The 15,570-nt window shown below is 70.8% G+C and carries 10 protein-coding genes and 1 pseudogene; 5 read left to right on the top strand and 6 right to left on the bottom strand.

Annotation, left to right across the window (positions count from 1 at the left end; translation table 11 throughout):
- Positions 1-10 precede the first annotated feature (10 nt).
- Positions 11-400 carry a helix-turn-helix domain-containing protein gene (locus D3273_RS23410; protein WP_129229318.1) on the top strand — a complete coding sequence of 130 codons (390 nt, stop codon included), beginning with the start codon at positions 11-13 and terminating at the stop codon, positions 398-400.
- A 30-nt stretch (positions 401-430) separates the two neighbouring features.
- On the top strand, positions 431-823 hold the full coding sequence (locus tag D3273_RS23405; protein WP_129229317.1) for a hypothetical protein: 393 nt from the start codon (positions 431-433) through the stop codon (positions 821-823).
- Positions 824-932: 109 nt separating this feature from the next.
- Here D3273_RS23405 and D3273_RS23400 read toward each other — a convergent pair whose 3' ends face one another.
- Complete coding sequence (locus D3273_RS23400) at positions 933-1,406, bottom strand: type II toxin-antitoxin system PemK/MazF family toxin (protein ID WP_129229316.1); 474 nt, start codon at positions 1,404-1,406, stop codon at positions 933-935.
- Positions 1,407-1,532: 126 nt separating this feature from the next.
- Here D3273_RS23400 and D3273_RS23395 point away from each other — a divergent pair, with 126 nt between their 5' ends.
- Complete coding sequence (locus D3273_RS23395) at positions 1,533-1,856, top strand: hypothetical protein (protein WP_129229315.1); 324 nt, start codon at positions 1,533-1,535, stop codon at positions 1,854-1,856.
- A 757-nt stretch (positions 1,857-2,613) separates the two neighbouring features.
- On the opposite strand, the gene D3273_RS23390 is transcribed toward D3273_RS23395, so the two are convergent.
- Both D3273_RS23390 and D3273_RS23385 read right to left on the bottom strand, forming a co-directional pair.
- The gene (locus tag D3273_RS23390; RefSeq protein ID WP_165359636.1) at positions 2,614-3,504 is read right to left on the bottom strand and encodes a site-specific integrase; all 891 of its coding nucleotides are present in this window, start codon (positions 3,502-3,504) and stop codon (positions 2,614-2,616) included.
- 646 nt (positions 3,505-4,150) lie between these two features.
- Entirely contained in the window at positions 4,151-4,891 is a 741-nt protein-coding gene (locus tag D3273_RS23385; RefSeq protein ID WP_129229313.1) for a hypothetical protein, read from the bottom strand.
- Between the two features lie 78 nt (positions 4,892-4,969).
- Between D3273_RS23385 and D3273_RS23380 the strand changes: the two genes are divergently transcribed.
- Entirely contained in the window at positions 4,970-5,293 is a 324-nt protein-coding gene (locus D3273_RS23380) for a hypothetical protein (protein WP_129229312.1), read from the top strand.
- Here the strand turns inward: D3273_RS23380 and D3273_RS23375 are convergent.
- On the bottom strand, positions 5,287-8,811 hold the full coding sequence (locus tag D3273_RS23375) for a hypothetical protein (protein ID WP_129229311.1): 3,525 nt from the start codon (positions 8,809-8,811) through the stop codon (positions 5,287-5,289). The two genes, D3273_RS23380 and D3273_RS23375, sit on opposite strands and share 7 nt — an antisense overlap.
- A 164-nt stretch (positions 8,812-8,975) precedes the next feature.
- Positions 8,976-13,748, bottom strand: a complete 4,773-nt coding sequence (locus D3273_RS23370) for a hypothetical protein (RefSeq protein WP_129229310.1) — start codon at positions 13,746-13,748, stop codon at positions 8,976-8,978.
- Between the two features lie 458 nt (positions 13,749-14,206).
- Between D3273_RS23370 and D3273_RS23365 the strand changes: the two genes are divergently transcribed.
- Positions 14,207-14,728 (top strand): Ros/MucR family transcriptional regulator, encoded by a 522-nt coding sequence (locus D3273_RS23365; protein ID WP_129229309.1) that lies wholly within the window; start codon positions 14,207-14,209, stop codon positions 14,726-14,728.
- Positions 14,729-15,298: 570 nt separating this feature from the next.
- Here D3273_RS23365 and D3273_RS23360 read toward each other — a convergent pair.
- Positions 15,299-15,496: pseudogene (locus D3273_RS23360) on the bottom strand (ATP-binding domain-containing protein); the annotation flags it as partial.
- Between the last annotated feature and the right edge of the window lie 74 nt (positions 15,497-15,570).

Genomic DNA, 15,570 nt, shown 5'->3' with positions numbered 1-15,570 from the left:
AGTTCGAGCCATGAAGACCCGTGCCGAGATGCTCGCCCGTCTTCCCGCTGTTCGCCGCGAGGCGATCGAGAAGGAGGCTCGCGAGCTCATCCTGAAGGAGAAGGTCCTGCGCAGGCTGCGCACCGACCAGGGCTTGTCGCAGAAGGCCGTCGCCGAGACGATGGGCATTGGGCAGGATTGTGTCTCACGCCTGGAGCGCCGGGGCGACTGCCTCGTCTCGACCATGCGGGACTATGTCGAGGCCGTTGGCGGCCATCTCAGGCTTGTCGCCGACTTCCCCGGCGTCGGCCTGGTGGAGATCGTTGCAGAGGACATGCGATCGCTCGTGCAGCAGGAGCGCCCGACGGCGTCCAACTGCAACAGCGCCGAGGCCGACCACCTGCAACTCGCGCACTGCTGAAAACCCCTACGAAGCTTTCAGGAGGTGGCTATGGCTATGAGTTCTGGAGAGTTACTGGAACTTGCTAAGAAGGGAAAAGTAGAAGGATCTGCTGTCTTCCTTGCTATGGCACGTGAAGTAGTAGATGCGGATATGCTGGATTGCATTCCTCTTATCTGCCAGCTCGAAGCTACCGCTCTGAAGCGCTACAAGTGTCGCGTGCCTGATCGGATTTCAGCGATACTCCTCAATCACAAGGCTCTCATAGAGCAAAACGACTTCGAGGGGTTTCAGGCTTGGTCCAGAAGAAATCCGACATGGTCATCAGACCTGACATGGGCAGCTACCCGCTCAGATTTTCCCATCATCGTTCAACGGATGAGGGAGAGTATCCGGATGTTCAGCGAAGAACGTCGTGAGCAGTTGTTACATCGTCTACACTGAATGCCTCTGAAACGCGAAAGGCACCCCATGAGGAGTGCCCTGCGTTCCCCTCTCGGGAAGACGGACGCCGCTGATGCGGGCCGCGAGTGGTTCCAAGATAGGCGAATCCCTACTCCGCGGCAAGACGGACCATGGGCTCGACCTCCGCCACCGCGGTCAGGTCCGGCAACAGCGAAGGCGCCTGGAGCCTCGGCAGGCGCGCCAGCACAAGGCCCAGCACGGCCGTGAATTCCTCCTGCGTCAGGCGCCGCGGCCGGCTGTGGTTCGCATCGATTGAGAGGCGGCTGACCGCGACCGTCCCGACCTTGTCGCAGACGGCCCAACTCGGCCCTACGCCGTCGATCGTGGTCACGAGCTGGTGCGCCCAGCGGTTCGCACCCTGAGGCTGGGACGAGCACGGCACGACCTGAACGGCGCCCGACAGCGTCCCGTCGCCCGCGATCACGATCACCGGCCGACGCTTCCAGAACTCCGGGAGCTGCGCGTCGCGCGGGAGGTCGCACCAGTAGAGGTCCCGGAGCTTCGGCGCCTGCTTAAGCCGGGTGCGGACGTGAGGCGGCCTGTCCGCTTCGCTCGGGTTCATGGCGGCCATCCTACCAGGGGACGGGGCCGGCGGGATATGCATCATCGCAAGATGGGATATTCAGGGCTGCACGACGCGCTCACCGGCCGCTCCGCCTCATCGTGTCATGATGCGCGAGATGTCAGGATGCGTGCCGCCCACCGTTGGAGCCTCGCCCTGGACATCACCGCCCTGCCCCTGCCGCCTGAGGCCCGCGCCGTGCTGCGCACCATCGCCGACGACGTGCGTCGGCCGCCGCCCGGCGCTACGGCCGACCCGATTGCGCTCCGGCGATGGCTCGACGGGATTGGTCGGCGCCTTGATGGCTTGGCCGCGATCAGGGCCGGAGCCGCACCAGCGCCGGCATCGGTCGGGCGCCAGGGCCTCGCCAACCCGCGCGCTGCGCTGCGCGAGCAGGACCGCCCGGCCGGGATCGTGGTCGAGACGAGGAGGCGAGGCCGGCCGGGGTGAGGTCGCGCGCGTGCGCGTACTGGTGGCGAAACGGGCCGCCTCCGTTGACGAAGACCGGCGTTTTCCCTCTTGCGGACGCTCCGATCCGTCAAGGTCCGGTCAACGTGAGAGGCCTCACACCGGCCCTGATCCGGCCTGTTCTCAGGCGCGGTCGGTTGGGCCGCTCCCGCTGTTCCGCGCTGTTCTCAGCGGGGCGGAGGGTCATTCAGCGCCCTTGTTCTCAATGCGCTGTGGGGCTGCCGAGGCCTCGACAGAGACCGCCCTGCGCCTCCGTCGAGCCCGCGATCTCGTCAGGGCTCCGTCAGGCTGAATGAGTGGCGTTGCCTGAGTTGTGATGAAGCCGCCGAGTGCGCGATCCTCCTTGACGAGGATGACTGTTTTCCCTCTGTGGCAGGGTCTAATCCGTCAATGCCCGGTCAAGGTGAAACGGTCGAAACGCGTGGCCGCCCTCGCGCGTGCGCGCGTACTGGTCCGAGAATTCCTGCCACCGCGCTCAGCAGCGCCCGGCCCTCGCGCCCGCGCGCGCGTACTGGTCGCGAAACTCGGCGTGGGCCGAACACCCCGCGCCCCGGGTGGATGTGCCGGCCGATGTCGGCGGCAAGGAGGCCGGCCCCATGTCCCGTTTTCCGACCCCATCGGAGGCGACCTTTCCGCTGACCTCAGCCTTTTCGGCCGGCTTCCGCCCCAGCAGCTGCCGCAGCCGCTCCCCCGTCATCACGCCGCCGAGCCCCTCGTCGTGAAGCCCAGGCGCGTCGGCCTACATGAACCCCTTTCCCGCGCTCTCGCGGAAGAGATCCCCGTCCTCCATGTAGCCCAGCGTCGTTTCGAGCTTCGCGTGGCGCATGTGGCGGGCGGTGTGGCGGAGGTCGGCGCCGGCGTCACCGGCCGAGGTCGCGAAACCGCGCCTGGGGCTGTGACCGCCGATCAGGTCCGGATCGAGCCCAATCGCGGCGCAGCGCTTCTTCAGAACGCGGGCGAACTGGCGGTCGGACAGCCGCTCGGCCGACAGCTTCCCGCGGTCGCAGCCGCGGAACAGCGGGCCCGCCGTGATGCCCGACGCGGCGAGCCAGGCCGCGACGGCATCGGGTGCCTTCAGCTTCCCGTTCGGCACGGCGACCGAGCGCCCCTCGCCGGCCTGATCGGTCTTCGACCGGCCGAGGCGGACGAGAAGCCCGCGCCGGTGCGGCTCCAGGTTGGCGACGTCGAGCGCGACGAGCTCCGACCGGCGAAGCGCCGCGCCGAAGCACAGTAGGATCATGGCGCGGTCGCGCAGGCCAGCGAGGTCGCTCGGGATCTTCTTGACCACCTTCCCGACAAGGTCGGCCGTGAGGGCTTTCTTCTTCATCGGCCGGCGGCCGATCGTGTTGCGGATGCCGGTCAGGACGGCGCGCACCTCCTCCGTCGCCGACGGCGCGTCGAGGCCGGCAAGGCGGTGCGCGTAGGAGATCGCGGCCGCGCGCCGATCGATGGTCGAGACCGAGCGGCCGAGCCCGGCGAGGTGGGTGACGTACCGGGTGACCGTGCGGGGCGTCGCCGGTAACCCGCACGCCCCGTCGGCCTTGCACCACGCGCCGAAGTTGCGGAGGTCGGACCGGTAGGCGCGGCGCGTCGCCTCCGACTTCGAGGCAGCGGCGAACTCGGCCGCCATGTCGTCGAGCGGGTCGGAGGCGGGTTCGGCTGGCAGCTCGGACGCGCCAGCCGAGTGTCCGATAATGACCGGCAGAGGCGCGCCTGCGTCGGCCCGATCGGGTGTCCAGGAACAGGAATTATCGGACATCCCGCCATGAGGGAAATCCGGCCTTTCCCGCGCGTCGCCGTTGTGGTCGGCTTCGCCCTCGGGCGGGATCGCGCTGGAGCCAAGCAGCGCGTCCGGATCGACGTCGCCCAGGTTCGGTACCGGGTGTCCAGGAAGAGCCTCGACCCGGCCGGACGGATCGACCGATGGGGCGCGGGTGAACGCCGCGCAAACGGGTGCGACCGCCCCAGCCGGGGCGGTGATCAGGTCGTACATGGTCAAAGCCTCCTCAGGCCGGACTGCAACCGCTCGGTGGCGGGATGTGGCGCGTCGAGCGCGGGCTCGTGGCGGTGCACGGCGTCGGCGCCGCGTGAGGGCGCGGGTCGGTCGGCCCGGAACGAAAGAGGCCGCTCAGCCTTTCGGCGAGCGGCCCAAGTCTAGGGAGGAAACGCCCACGAAGGGCATGCGCCCGAAGGCGCCCTCCGGGTATGCGTGATCTGTGCGAGGGGCGGCACCGGGTCAGGCGCATGGCTGCATCCCGGCTCGACCGCGCCGGAGCTCAGTGCAGCGACGTGCCATCCGGCCGCGGGCTGGCGCCCCACACCTCGATATGGCGCCGCGCGTTGATCAGCAGTCCGTCGACCACGGCCGCCGTGTAGGCCGGCCCGCGCGCCTCAATGAGGTAGGCTGCGGCGCCGACGATCGCCGCCCGGGCTTCCTCGTGCGCCCGGTCCGGCGCTGTGCCGCGCAGGTTGTCGAGCAGCGTCACGGCGAGGGCGTCAGGGTCCGGGGTCACGGGTGCAGGTTGGGGGGCGCGCGACGCCTTCGGTGCGGGGCGAGCCTCGACGACATCGCATGCTTCAGCGTCAGGCTTGGCCAACTCGCCGAACGCCTGGTGCAGGAACGTGCCGCCGATCTCCATCGCAGCGTTCGCCTCCGCCATGGCGGCGCCCAGCGGCAGGTTGCGCAGGTAGGCGATACCGTTCGCGACCAGGTCCGCGTGCGACGGCGTGGGCGAGGGCGAAGGAGGAAGCGCGACCGGCTCGGGTGGCACGGCAGGAGCCGCTACCACGGGGCCGCCCGGAAAGTGCCCGGCCATGATCGGTCCGACCTTGCCCAGCAAGGCCGCGACGGCTTCGACGCCGCGCACCTCCTCCAGCATCCTCAGGCTGGCGATGAACATGCTGCAGGCCTGGGCATCGGCCTCGGTCGGGTCGCGATGGCGCAGCACTTCGAGGATCCGGTCGGCGTGGTCGACGAGGGCGACATTTTCCGGCGTGGCTGTGGTGGTGTCCGTCATCGTGTTCCCTCTCTCGTGGTTGCTGTGGTGACCGAGCTGCGGCAGGATCGGCGAAACCCGCTCCGCCGAGATCGACCCGTGGCCGCCATCCCCCTCGACAACATGCTGTGGGTTTCGCTCGGCGTGTGGGGGCTCGGCGGGCTGTTTCTTCTGCCGATCTGGTGGCGGAACTGGCGGGTGAAGCGCGGCGCGAACCTCCCCATCGAGGAGTTCGACATCCAGTGGCAGACCGTGACGCGGTGGCTGCTTTTGGTCGGCACGCTCAGCACCATGTCGACGCTGCTGGGCATGGCGAGCCGAACCTTGCCCTTCCCGGTCTTCGTGGCACTCGGCATCGGCGTCGGGTGTGCCGGGATCGCCGCCGCCTTCGCCATCGACGCTGCCCGCGCTCGCCGTCACTGACGTCGCCGGCCCTCGAGCTGTTCGGCCAGCATCCGCGTTCGCGCCACCGGGTCCATCGCGGCCATGCCGCCGCCGCCGGCCAACATGGAGGCGAGCATCAAGGCGCGGTCCTCGGTCGCCTTCGCCATAGCCTCGCGGCCCTGATAGGCCGGCAGGCGGTCGTAGAACTGGCCCATCATGGCGTCGCGCTCGGGGCCCTGCAGGGTGCCGATGCGCGCCAGATCGGCATCCCGGACCGCGTTCGAAGGCGCGTTCTGAAAGACGTGCCCGACGGCGTTGACGCCCTTCGCCATGATGGAGCGGATGAGGCCGAGCGCCGTATCGTCGCCGTGGCCTTCCTTCATCAGGTCGTGGGGCTTCCATTCCGCGTCGGCTAGCGCCTCCGTCATCGCCTGCCGCCGCGCCGTCTTCGAGTTGTTCACGACCCCGTTGAAGGTCGAGTTGAAGGCGTCATTGGCGTTCAGCATCTCCTGCATCCGCGCCACAGGCTCGTGTCCGTAGGACGCGGCCAGCTTCTGGGCATTCCACCCCGACAGGTCCGGCGCGCCCGGCTCGACGCCTGGTGCCGTATAGCCTGGCGTGTTCCCCGTCTGGAACAGGCCCTTGATGGCGAGCTGATCGTTCGGCTTGGTCCCGACGGCCTCCTCCATGAGGCTTCGCTGCCCGGTCCGCACCGCCGCCTGCTCGGCCGGTGTCATCGCGGCGTAGCGCTCCGCAAAGCCGGCAGGCCACACGGGATCGCCACCCCCCGCGAGGCTGCCGCGCCCGTAGTCGACGGCGTCTTTCAGGCCCTTGTAGTCCTGATGGATCCCGCGCGCCCGGGCCAAGTCGAGGTTCACCCCGAGGTGCGTCGCCAGGGCGTCGCGCGCCGACGCGGCGCCCGCATCGCCCTTGGCCGCCCGTGCGTCGAGGCGGTCGAGCGTGGCTCGCCAAGCCTGGGGCGTGGGCCGCTGCGCTTCCGTGAACGTCTGCCGCGCGCCATCCATGGCGGCGTTGAAGCGGCCGAGCGCTTCGGGATGCGGCGCGACTGCGGCGAACTTGTCCCGGAGCGCCTGGCTGCCGGACACGGTGCGGACGAAGTTGGCCGTGTCGCTCGCCTTGCCGAGCTTGTCCCGCAGGGCGTTGAACACCCCGTTCCGGTACTGCTGCCGCTCTCCATCGGTGCCGAGCGCCCCGAACTCGCGCCCGACCTGCTCCGGCGTGACCCCGTCTCCGATCGCGGCCCGACCGGCGTGCAACGCATCGATCTCGCGTGACGGCGTCGCATAAGCCTGCCGCGCGGCCCCGTAGGCATCGGCGATGGCCGGATCCGGATGGCGCTCGATGGCGCCCATGAGGTCGGCCTTCAGGCCGCCGTAGATGCGCGCGTCGTCCGGGCTGGGATCGCTGCCGCGCTGTGCCGCCGCGACCTTGTCGTCCAGGGCGCGCTTGACGTAGTCGAGCCCCTCCGGTGTGAGCTGGCGCGTCGCCGGTGCGGATACGGGCGCCGCACTGCCCCGCGGCACCGGCGTGTCGCCCGGGAACGGCTCCGACGTCGCCGCGGCCTCCCAGGCGTGCCCCGGCTCCATCCCGTGCCGGTCGACGAACCGGGCTGCCGTGTCGAGCGTCGCCGGGTCGATGGTCGATGCCGGCACCCCGTTGTCGAGCAGGTGCGACCGCACCGCCTCGGCGGCGTAGTCATGCGACGTCGCCGCGCCCTGCCCGGCTTGGTGGTCCGCCCAGGCCTGTCGCGCCGCCACGGCGTCGGCATCGTGGACGCTATAGGTCGGGTGATTGCCCAGCGCGTCGATGAGGTCGTTCGGCGTCGTCTCGCGCATGGCGCGCGCCGTGTCGCCGCCGAGGTATCCGGCCTCGGCCGCCATCTCGCGCGCCCGGTCGAGCGACATGCCGTTGGAGCGCACGAGGCCGGGAAAGCGGTCGAGCCCCATCGCGGCCGTCTCGCCGCTGGGCTGGATCCCCCCGTCGCGCTGCAGCGCCGACACCAGCGACACCGGCGCCGGGCCGGTCGGTCGCGGCGGCGCGCTGGCCTGGACCGATGGCGCCCCCGACGTCGGGGGCACCGTGTAGGGTTGGCCCAGATCGGCGAACGGGTCCGGAATATCGGCCGAGCCGCGCGCAGCGCTCGCGCCAGCCGCCGGCGCCGGGGTGTTCGCCGGGCTCGCGTAGATCGTGCGGCCCTGGTCGGCCGCCTTCCGCTCCGCCGCGGGCAGAGCGGCCTGAACGCTGGGGCGCTGCAGAACGTCCTGCAGCTCCGGTGTCATCGGCACCTGCATGGAGCGGTACGACTGATAGAGCGGGTCCGACGCGGCCTTGCGCTGCGCCATCAACGCGTCCTCGAGCGACAGCGGCCCATGGCTCGGGTCGGCCCCGAGCATGTCCGCCAGCGCCGAGGTCACAGCCGGCCGCGTGCCAGCGTCATAGGCCTGCATGGCGGCATCCGACGCGACCGGGTTTCCAGCCTCGTCGAGCACGACCGTGGGCAGCGGCGCGCCGGCGTTGGCGGCATCCTGCGCCGCCCCGCGCATGGCGGTGGCGACCGCCGGACGCTGCATCAGCGCGTCGCCGTCGCTCGACCACGGCACGCCGGCCGCGTCGGCCCGGGCGAACAGCGGCACCGTGGCGGCGTTCTGGACGTCGTCGATCGAGGCCTTCACGGCCGCCGGATCCTGCGCCGGCCCGAAGTTGTCCATCAGGCCGGTGCGAACGCGCTGGTTCGTGGAGGCTTGGCGTGCGCCCAAGGCGTCACCGATCGTCGAGGCGGCCGGGCCATCCTTGGTGGCAAGCCCTTCCGCGATGCCGCGCAGCCCGGTCCCGTAGTCGAAGGGCATGGCCGGGTCACCGTAGAGTGCGGCGTTCCGCTGAACGTTGCCGACCCCATCCTTGTCGATCGCGCCGAGCACCACGTCGCGGGCCGTGTTCGCAACGCCTGGGATGGCGCCGACCGTGTCGGGGTTCACTAGCCGCGAAACGGCGCCATAGCCCGAAGCTGCTGCTGGGACAATTGCGCCTGCGCCGAAACCGATCGTCGCCCCGACCCCTGCATCCTTCGCGGTCTGCCCGACGTCCGTCAGGTCGGAGCTCGACGAGGCGCCCTGTGCCGCACCGATCGCCGACCCCGTGACGCCGCCGCGGAGCGCCTTGGCGCCGAGGCTCGCGCCCTTGGCGACGAAACCGACCTCGCCCACCGGAATGGCCGCGCCACCGGCGACTTCCCCGACCGTGGCCGCGACGGGATGGGCAGCCATCGCGTCGCCCTCCTCCTTTCGGAGCTGCGCCAGGTTGCCGGAATAGTCGCCGAACTTGCCGCCGAGGCCGGTGGCCGCCGCGGCGCCGGCCGCTAGGCGATCCGTGAAGGGGATGGAGTTGGCGAAGCCGTCCGCCGCCGCCACGGCCGCACCGGGAAGCTGCTTGACCCGCTGCCACGGCGTGAGGCCATCTCCCGGCCCTGTGTCGTAGGCTGCCGACCCCGTCCCCTCGACCATGTCGAGCGCCTCGCCGGCCGACTGCGGCCCAGCCACTGCCGCGGCCGCGGGTGTTGCGCCGGGCGCGGCAGTCGGGATCAGGTCATCGAACAGGCCACCACCGCCCGCAGGTGCGGTTCCAGACACGGTGGCAGGCGCTCCGCCACCTGGTGCCGCGGTGGCGGGCTGTGCCGGGATAAGATCGTCGAACATGCCCATGGTCAGAGCCCTGCCGTGCTGATGCCCATGCCCTGCAGCCGCTGCATCACGGCCGCGCGCGGGGCGCCGTGGGCGATGGCCGCCTGTGCTTGGGCGATGGCATCGGATGGGGTGGGAGCGCCCTGCCCCTGTTGCTGCGGCGCCCCCGTGACGCCGGGCGCCACATTGCGCGGCGGCATACCCGGCCCGCCACCGCCCTGTGCCGGCGGGGGCGCACCACGAGGTGCGCCGGGCATGTAGCCGCCCCCGCCCTGCCCCTGAGGCTGCGGCGCGGGCTGCTGTGCGATGGACGGCGAGCCACCCTGGGACTGGCCGGCCGCTGCCGCGTTCGGCACGCCGCCCGGGGTCGGCGCCGTCGGGGTGTACCCGCCCGCCTGGTACTTCGCGATGATGGGCGCGAAGATGTTGTCCTGAGAATGCGCCCGCCGGAACCCGTCCTCGAAGGTCTCGTAGGACAGCGGCTTGCCAGCCTGCGCCTGCTGATCCTTGTAGTCCGACCAAGCGTCGGCGACCTGCATCTTGCGCTGCTCGACGGCCGTGAGAACGTCCGTCACGGCCCGGTTGCCGCCAGCCTGGTTCTCGATGTTCGGGTACAGCGCCTCGATGAACTGGCGCTCCGCCACCGAGAAGTTCGAGGCCGGCATGCCGCCGTTCTTGGCGCCGATCGAGCCCATGGTCATCTCGCCCGCCAGCTTGTTGGCGATGGCGTTGTTCACCGCCTGGTTCGGGTCGAGGCCCATGCTGGCCAGCCGCTCCGGGGCGACGCCGAGGCGCGTGGCGACGGACGCGACCGTGCCGGTTTCGCCAGCCAGCGGCCCCGTTTGGGTGTTGTCGAGGACGGTCCCGAGGAGCTTCAGCCGGGCGATCTTCTCCGGTGCCGCCATGGCGCCCGTCAGCATGTCGTTTCGCCTGTCCGCCGCAGCGCCGCCAGCCTTCTTCGCTTCCTCCGACTCACCCTGCCCGGCGGCACCAGGTTGGCCGAAATCAGGCTGACCTCCGGGGCCGAAGTACATCGGCCGATCGTCGGTGACGTGATACTGGGCGCGCTCGGCCGGGGTGGCGGGGCGATATGTGCTGGCCCCTCCGAGCGGTTGACCATCGACGCCGAGGCCAGTGCCCTGATTGTAGATGAGGCCGTTCTTCGTGGCCTCATACTTGCCGCCATGAGCAAGCAGGCGCGGCGGGGACGCTCCGGTCGGGTCGATCTGGTAGAGGTCGCCGTTGTCGAGCTTTTCCACCTTCGGCTGCGCGAACAGCCGCGCCGTGATGGCCTCCTTCACCGCGGGATCCATGTAGGCGGCATTCGGCCCCGTCAGCAGGGCGAGGCCGGCCTGGCGCTGCTCCGGGGTCATGCCACCGAAGCCGGCCGGACCGCTCGCCGCCGGAGCACTGCTCGGCGCTGGCGCCATGGCCGGGGACACGTAGGCCGGTGCACTCCCGCCACCCGGGCTTCCTTGCCCGCCCTGGCCTCCGGTCGCCGACATCACTCGCCCGGCCATCGACTGTGATGCCGGGCTGGCGTTCGGGTCGCCCTGGATCTGGCTCGCGATGGTACGGGCCTGCGCTGGCGTGCCCTGCTGGGGCGTCTGCCCGCCGCCCTGCCCCGCCGACGGCGCGCCGGGCGAGAACATCGTGTTCAGCGAGCCTATGAAGCCGCTCGGCTGTGCGCCGCCCTGCGCGCGCGCTGCCTCCTGGCGCATGAAGGCTTGCGGGCTCGAGGTGTCCCCGCCGCCGTCGTGATTGATGCCGGTCGACGGCTGCATTGGGGGCGACAGCATATCCGCCAGCGCCGGGCTCGCCGGCACGGGCCCGGCAGGGACAGCGTTCGGCGCCGGCTTCGAAGCGTCGAGCGCATCGGCGAGCGGCGATCGTGCCTGAGAGGCGCCGCTCGCGGTCGCGGGCGGAGGTGACAGCGCCGCCGCCAGCCCGGACATGTAGTGCGGCGTCAGCGGCCCCATCGCGAGCTTCGACAGGTCGGCACCGCCGCCTCCACCCCCAGGCTGGGGAGACGACGCGGACGAGCCGGCGGACGATCCGTCCAGAGCGTCGGCGAGCATCATGGGCCGCTGAGGCGGCATCGGCCCCGCGGTCGGGAGCGCTGCGCCCGAACCCGGACCACCGTTGCCGCTTGATGGCTGATAGCTCGCCGCACCCTGTACCAGGGCGGCCGAGCTCGGGGTCATGCCGTCGCCTGCTGTCGGAGGCGCGGCCGGGCCGGCCACAGGCGCCGGGGTATCCGGCGTTGCGCCGAGCGCCGCGACCGGTGCGGGTCCCTTCGCCTGGTCGATGTCGACCGGTCCAGCCGCGGGGGCGAGCGGAGCGGCGGCGTCGGACTGCGGGGCGAGCGGAGCGGCGGCGTCGGACTGCGGGGCGAGCGGAGCGGCGGCGTCGGACTGCGGAGCGGTCGGCGCGGCCGAGCCGTGGAACGCCGCGGCGATCTGGTCCCGCAGCGTCGGGCCGCCATTGGACGGATAGGCGGTCGGACCAGTCGCTTCGGGGTCGAGCTCGGGGACCGCCGCGGCCTGCGCCGCCGCCTGGACATCGGCCGGCGCCTGCAGGCTCTGCACGCCGGGCGGGGGCATCGGAGCGACGTCCGGCAGAGCGGCCTGGGGCGCGGCCGCGGGACCGTCCATGCCGAGGTCGGCGCCACCGGCCGCGGCATCGCTCTGCGGGCCGACCAGCGCATCGTTCGGCGAGGACGGCGCGGGCGGCACCATCGAGCCCTGCGGATCCGGCACGACGGGGTCGAGCGCCACGTCCCGACCCTGGATCTGCGCCGCGCCGACCGGGTCGTGCTGGCTCATCGCCGCCATGAGGTCGCCTCGCAAGCTGCCGTCCTGCGGCGCGGGTGCGGGCGGGGGCGTCAGGGCGCCTTGCGGGGCCGGCACGGCGGCCGGGCCGGCGACGTCGCCGCTCGGGGGCCGCGCGGGCGGCAGGATCGAGGGCGAGGGCGGCGCGTCGGGCGCGCTCGCCGAGACGGGATCCGGCACGACGGCGGCCTGCGTCTTGCCGAGGTCGGGACCCTTCACCGCCGCCGTCAGCATGTCGCGCAGCGAGGGGCCGGCGTTCGGGTCGTAATTCTGCGGTCCCGTGCCCTCGGGGTCGAGTTCGGGCGAGGGGTCGGCATCCGGCCCCGGGATCGGCATGTTGCTCGGGCCGCCACCGATCCCCGCGCCCACACCGCTGTCTGCCCGCGCGCCGCCGCCAGGAGCCACCTGATGCGGCACGCCTCCAGCCGTGACAGCGCCAGGGGTGTACGGCTGCGTTCCGGCCGGCACCTCGTCCTGCCGATGCAGGTCCGCGCCGAGCCCTTGGCTCGCTGCGAACATGGCCGGGCTGACGCCGGGCGGCAGGCCCTGCATCCCGGTCGGCGTCGCGTTCGGCGCCGGCGCGTCGGGGTTGAGGCCGTGCTGCGCTGCGGCCTGCATCAGGTCGCCTCGCAAGGTCCCGTCGCTCCCGGGCGGGTTGGTGGCGCCGCCAGGGGCGAGACCAGCCGAGCCCGACGAGCCGTTTACGATGTCTTGTCCCAGTGCGCCCGCGCTGTTCTGGGGCTGTCCAGGCTTGGCCTCGGTCATGCCATGCCGAGCAGCCGCGGCGAGAAGGTCACCCCTGACAGTGCCGTCGCTGACGGGTGCTGCAGCGGTCGGCCTTCCGTCCAGGCCGACCATGTCGGGCGTGATGCCGGGCGGCAGCGTGTCGGAACCGACCGGATGGGCGTTCGTCGCCGGAACGTCGGCCGAGGCGGCGCGGGTCGCCGGCGGCGTGTTCTGCTGTTGACGGTAGGTCGCGAGCAGCGCGCGATCCGCATCCGTTCCACCACCGGTCCGAAGCCGGGTCTCTGCGGCCAGCGCCACAGCGTCACCGATCGGTGCTGAGCCAACGGCGGGCGCCCGGGCCGCGGCTGGGGTGTGGGCGTTCGGCGAAGGGCTGGCGGCGGCCGCGGGGGACGGGATGGAGCCGGGAGTGGTATTCGGGTCGACGCCGGCCATCTTGCCATTGGCCCAAGCCACGAGGTCTCCGGCCGTCTTGCCGTGCAGGAACGGATTGGCCCGGACCGCTGCACCGCCGATGACCTGCTCCACCGGCGTGTTCGGATCTGCCTTCAGCGCCGCCGCGGCGCCGTTGGCGCCAGCGAAGTGAGCGAGGTACAGGTTGCCCGGCGTGGCCTGAAAGCCGGATCGGCCGAGGGCGGAGGCGTTGTCGTTCGTGAAGGCCTGAATGGCGCGCTGCTGCTGCGCCGGGTCGGTTCGCCCGTCCGGGGTGAGACCGAGTTCGGGATACTGCTTGGACAGCCGATCCCACGTCGAGCCGATGAACTGATAGCGCCCCGTGGCACCCGAGGCTTTGTTGCTGATGCCGTCGCGGTTGCCGCTCTCGATCTGCCCGAGCCGCCCCAGATAGTCGTCCGGGCCGCGCCCCGCGACATGGTCAGAGCCGATACCGCCCTGTCCCATCGGGGCGGAGGATGGCGCCGCGTTCGGTGGGGGAGCGGCCGCGCTTCCGGCGCCAGCCGCGCCAGGCTGCAGCGAGTTCAGCCAGCCATAACCTCCCGCCGCGGCCTCCTGTCGACCATGCATGACCTGCTGAATGGCCGAGCCCTCCATGAGCCCGCCCAGACCACCCTCCAGCATCTTCGCGAGGCCGGCCATGCGGCTCGTGTACGGCGCCGAAGGTGCCGCGGCGCGCTGCTGTGCTTCCTCGCCGGCTTGGGCTCGGGCGCGTACGTCCTGCGGCGCGTTTGCCAGAAGGAGGTTCTGGACCTGATTGACCTGCATGGCGGGACCTTTGTGCGAGGCGAGCAGAACCGTCCCGAGCGCTGCAGGCGAGCGGTGGGCGGCGGCTTAGGCTCGACGGCAGGTCAGAACGCAAAAAGCCGCCTCGACGGGGTCGGGCGGCTCGGGGCTGCATCAGGTGCAGCCCACTTATCGGACGTTCGCACCATAGACCCGTTCAGGGTCGCCCGTCACGCGATCTTGCTCAGCGGGCTGTCAGCCCGGCTGCAGGACCCGGGCGTGAAGGCAAAAGGCGCCATGAGCGCCTCCGCTATCCCGGCGCGTGCCCGTGCACGAAGGCAATGCGGTTCAGTCGTCTTCCCCGATAGCGATTGTTGAGGATATCGAGAAATCAGCGCGCATCATCATCGACACGTGTTGCATACTTGAAACGGTGGGACCATAGAGTGATCAGGCCCGTTGCTCGATGCGGCCGCTTTAGCTGACACAGAGACAACATCATGACCGATGTCGCTGACATGCCGCACACACATATCGACACGACGGCCGAGATCGTAGCTGCCTATGTGTCCAGGAACTCGGTTCCCGTGGCCGATCTGCCGAGCCTGATCCGCAGCGTGCACGACTCGCTGCTGAAGTTGGGTTCCACTCCGGCGGTCGATGCTCCGACCGCGCCGCTTGTGCCCGCGGTTCCAGTGAAAAAGTCCATCACGGACGAGTTCATCATCAGCCTGGAGGACGGGCGCAAGTTCAAGTCCATGAAGCGGTACCTGTTCGGGCTCGGCATGACACCGGAGGACTATCGCGCCAAGTGGGGCCTGCCGAAGGATTATCCCATGGTGGCGCCCGCCTACGCGGCGAAACGCTCGGCGCTGGCGAAGACGATCGGCCTTGGGCGGAAGGGTGTCGAGTCGACGGCCACCGCTTCAATCGCGCCTGCCCCGGCTCCGTCCGTCGAGGCCGCCGTGCCGGCCAACGATGCGGCGAAGGCGCCCCGCAAACGCGCCGCGAAGGCAGCCTGAGGGCTCGGAGGCCTGTCTGGGCCACAAGGCACGCGGCAAGGGGCGAGCGGTCAGACCGTCGATCGTGCCCCGCATTCTCGTGTAGCGCATCGCACCAGAATGCTGCACGCTGGCGCACATGGCGCGTCTGCGTTCGACCTTTCTGGCCATTGGCTTTCTGGCGGCAAGTCTCTCGGCTTGCTCGATCACGCCCGAGCCAATGGCCCCTGACAGCCTTGTGCCACCCATCCCGCCGCCGCGACCCCACTTCGCGCACATGCGGCCAGGAAGGATGGGCAAGCCGCAGAAGGACAGTTCCGAGCACCGCAGCCTCCGACGGCCACGATTGCTTCGGCTGCGTCCGAGCCTCGGCCTACGGCCGACATTTCACGCGCCAGTTCCAGTCGTTCCGGCATCGCCGCCGTCTTCGCCTGAACTTGCCGCACCTGCCGGGCCGGCTCTAGCGTCTCCTGCTCAAGGGAGATGGGACGCACCCATCCCGGGCAGCATTCCAATCCAGCCGAACACCTGGACGCCATCGCGAAGAGGCGCCACCACGTCGAGCGGCACGGCCGACGAACGATAGGCGCCTCACGTCCGCAACCACTCCTGGAGCTTCGACCACCGCCTGCGCTGCCCGCCGTTCCGAACCGCCATGGCGATGGCCTTGCGCTGCCCAACCAGCACGACGAGGCTCTTGCCTCTTGTGACGCCCGTATAGAGCAGGTTGCGCGCCAGCATGGTGTAGTGCTGCGTCATCACCGGGATCACCACGGCCGGGTACTCGTAATTGCTCACCTCCCCTGGGCTGGTGTGGTGTCGCGGGCGTCGGGAAGCGGTTGGATTTTTGGGTCGACGACGGC

Origin of the sequence: Lichenibacterium minor (assembly GCF_004137685.1) — a bacterium.
Classification (GTDB): Bacteria; Pseudomonadota; Alphaproteobacteria; order Rhizobiales; family Beijerinckiaceae; genus Lichenihabitans; species Lichenihabitans minor.
This window is presented reverse-complemented; position numbering and strand designations above follow the sequence as displayed.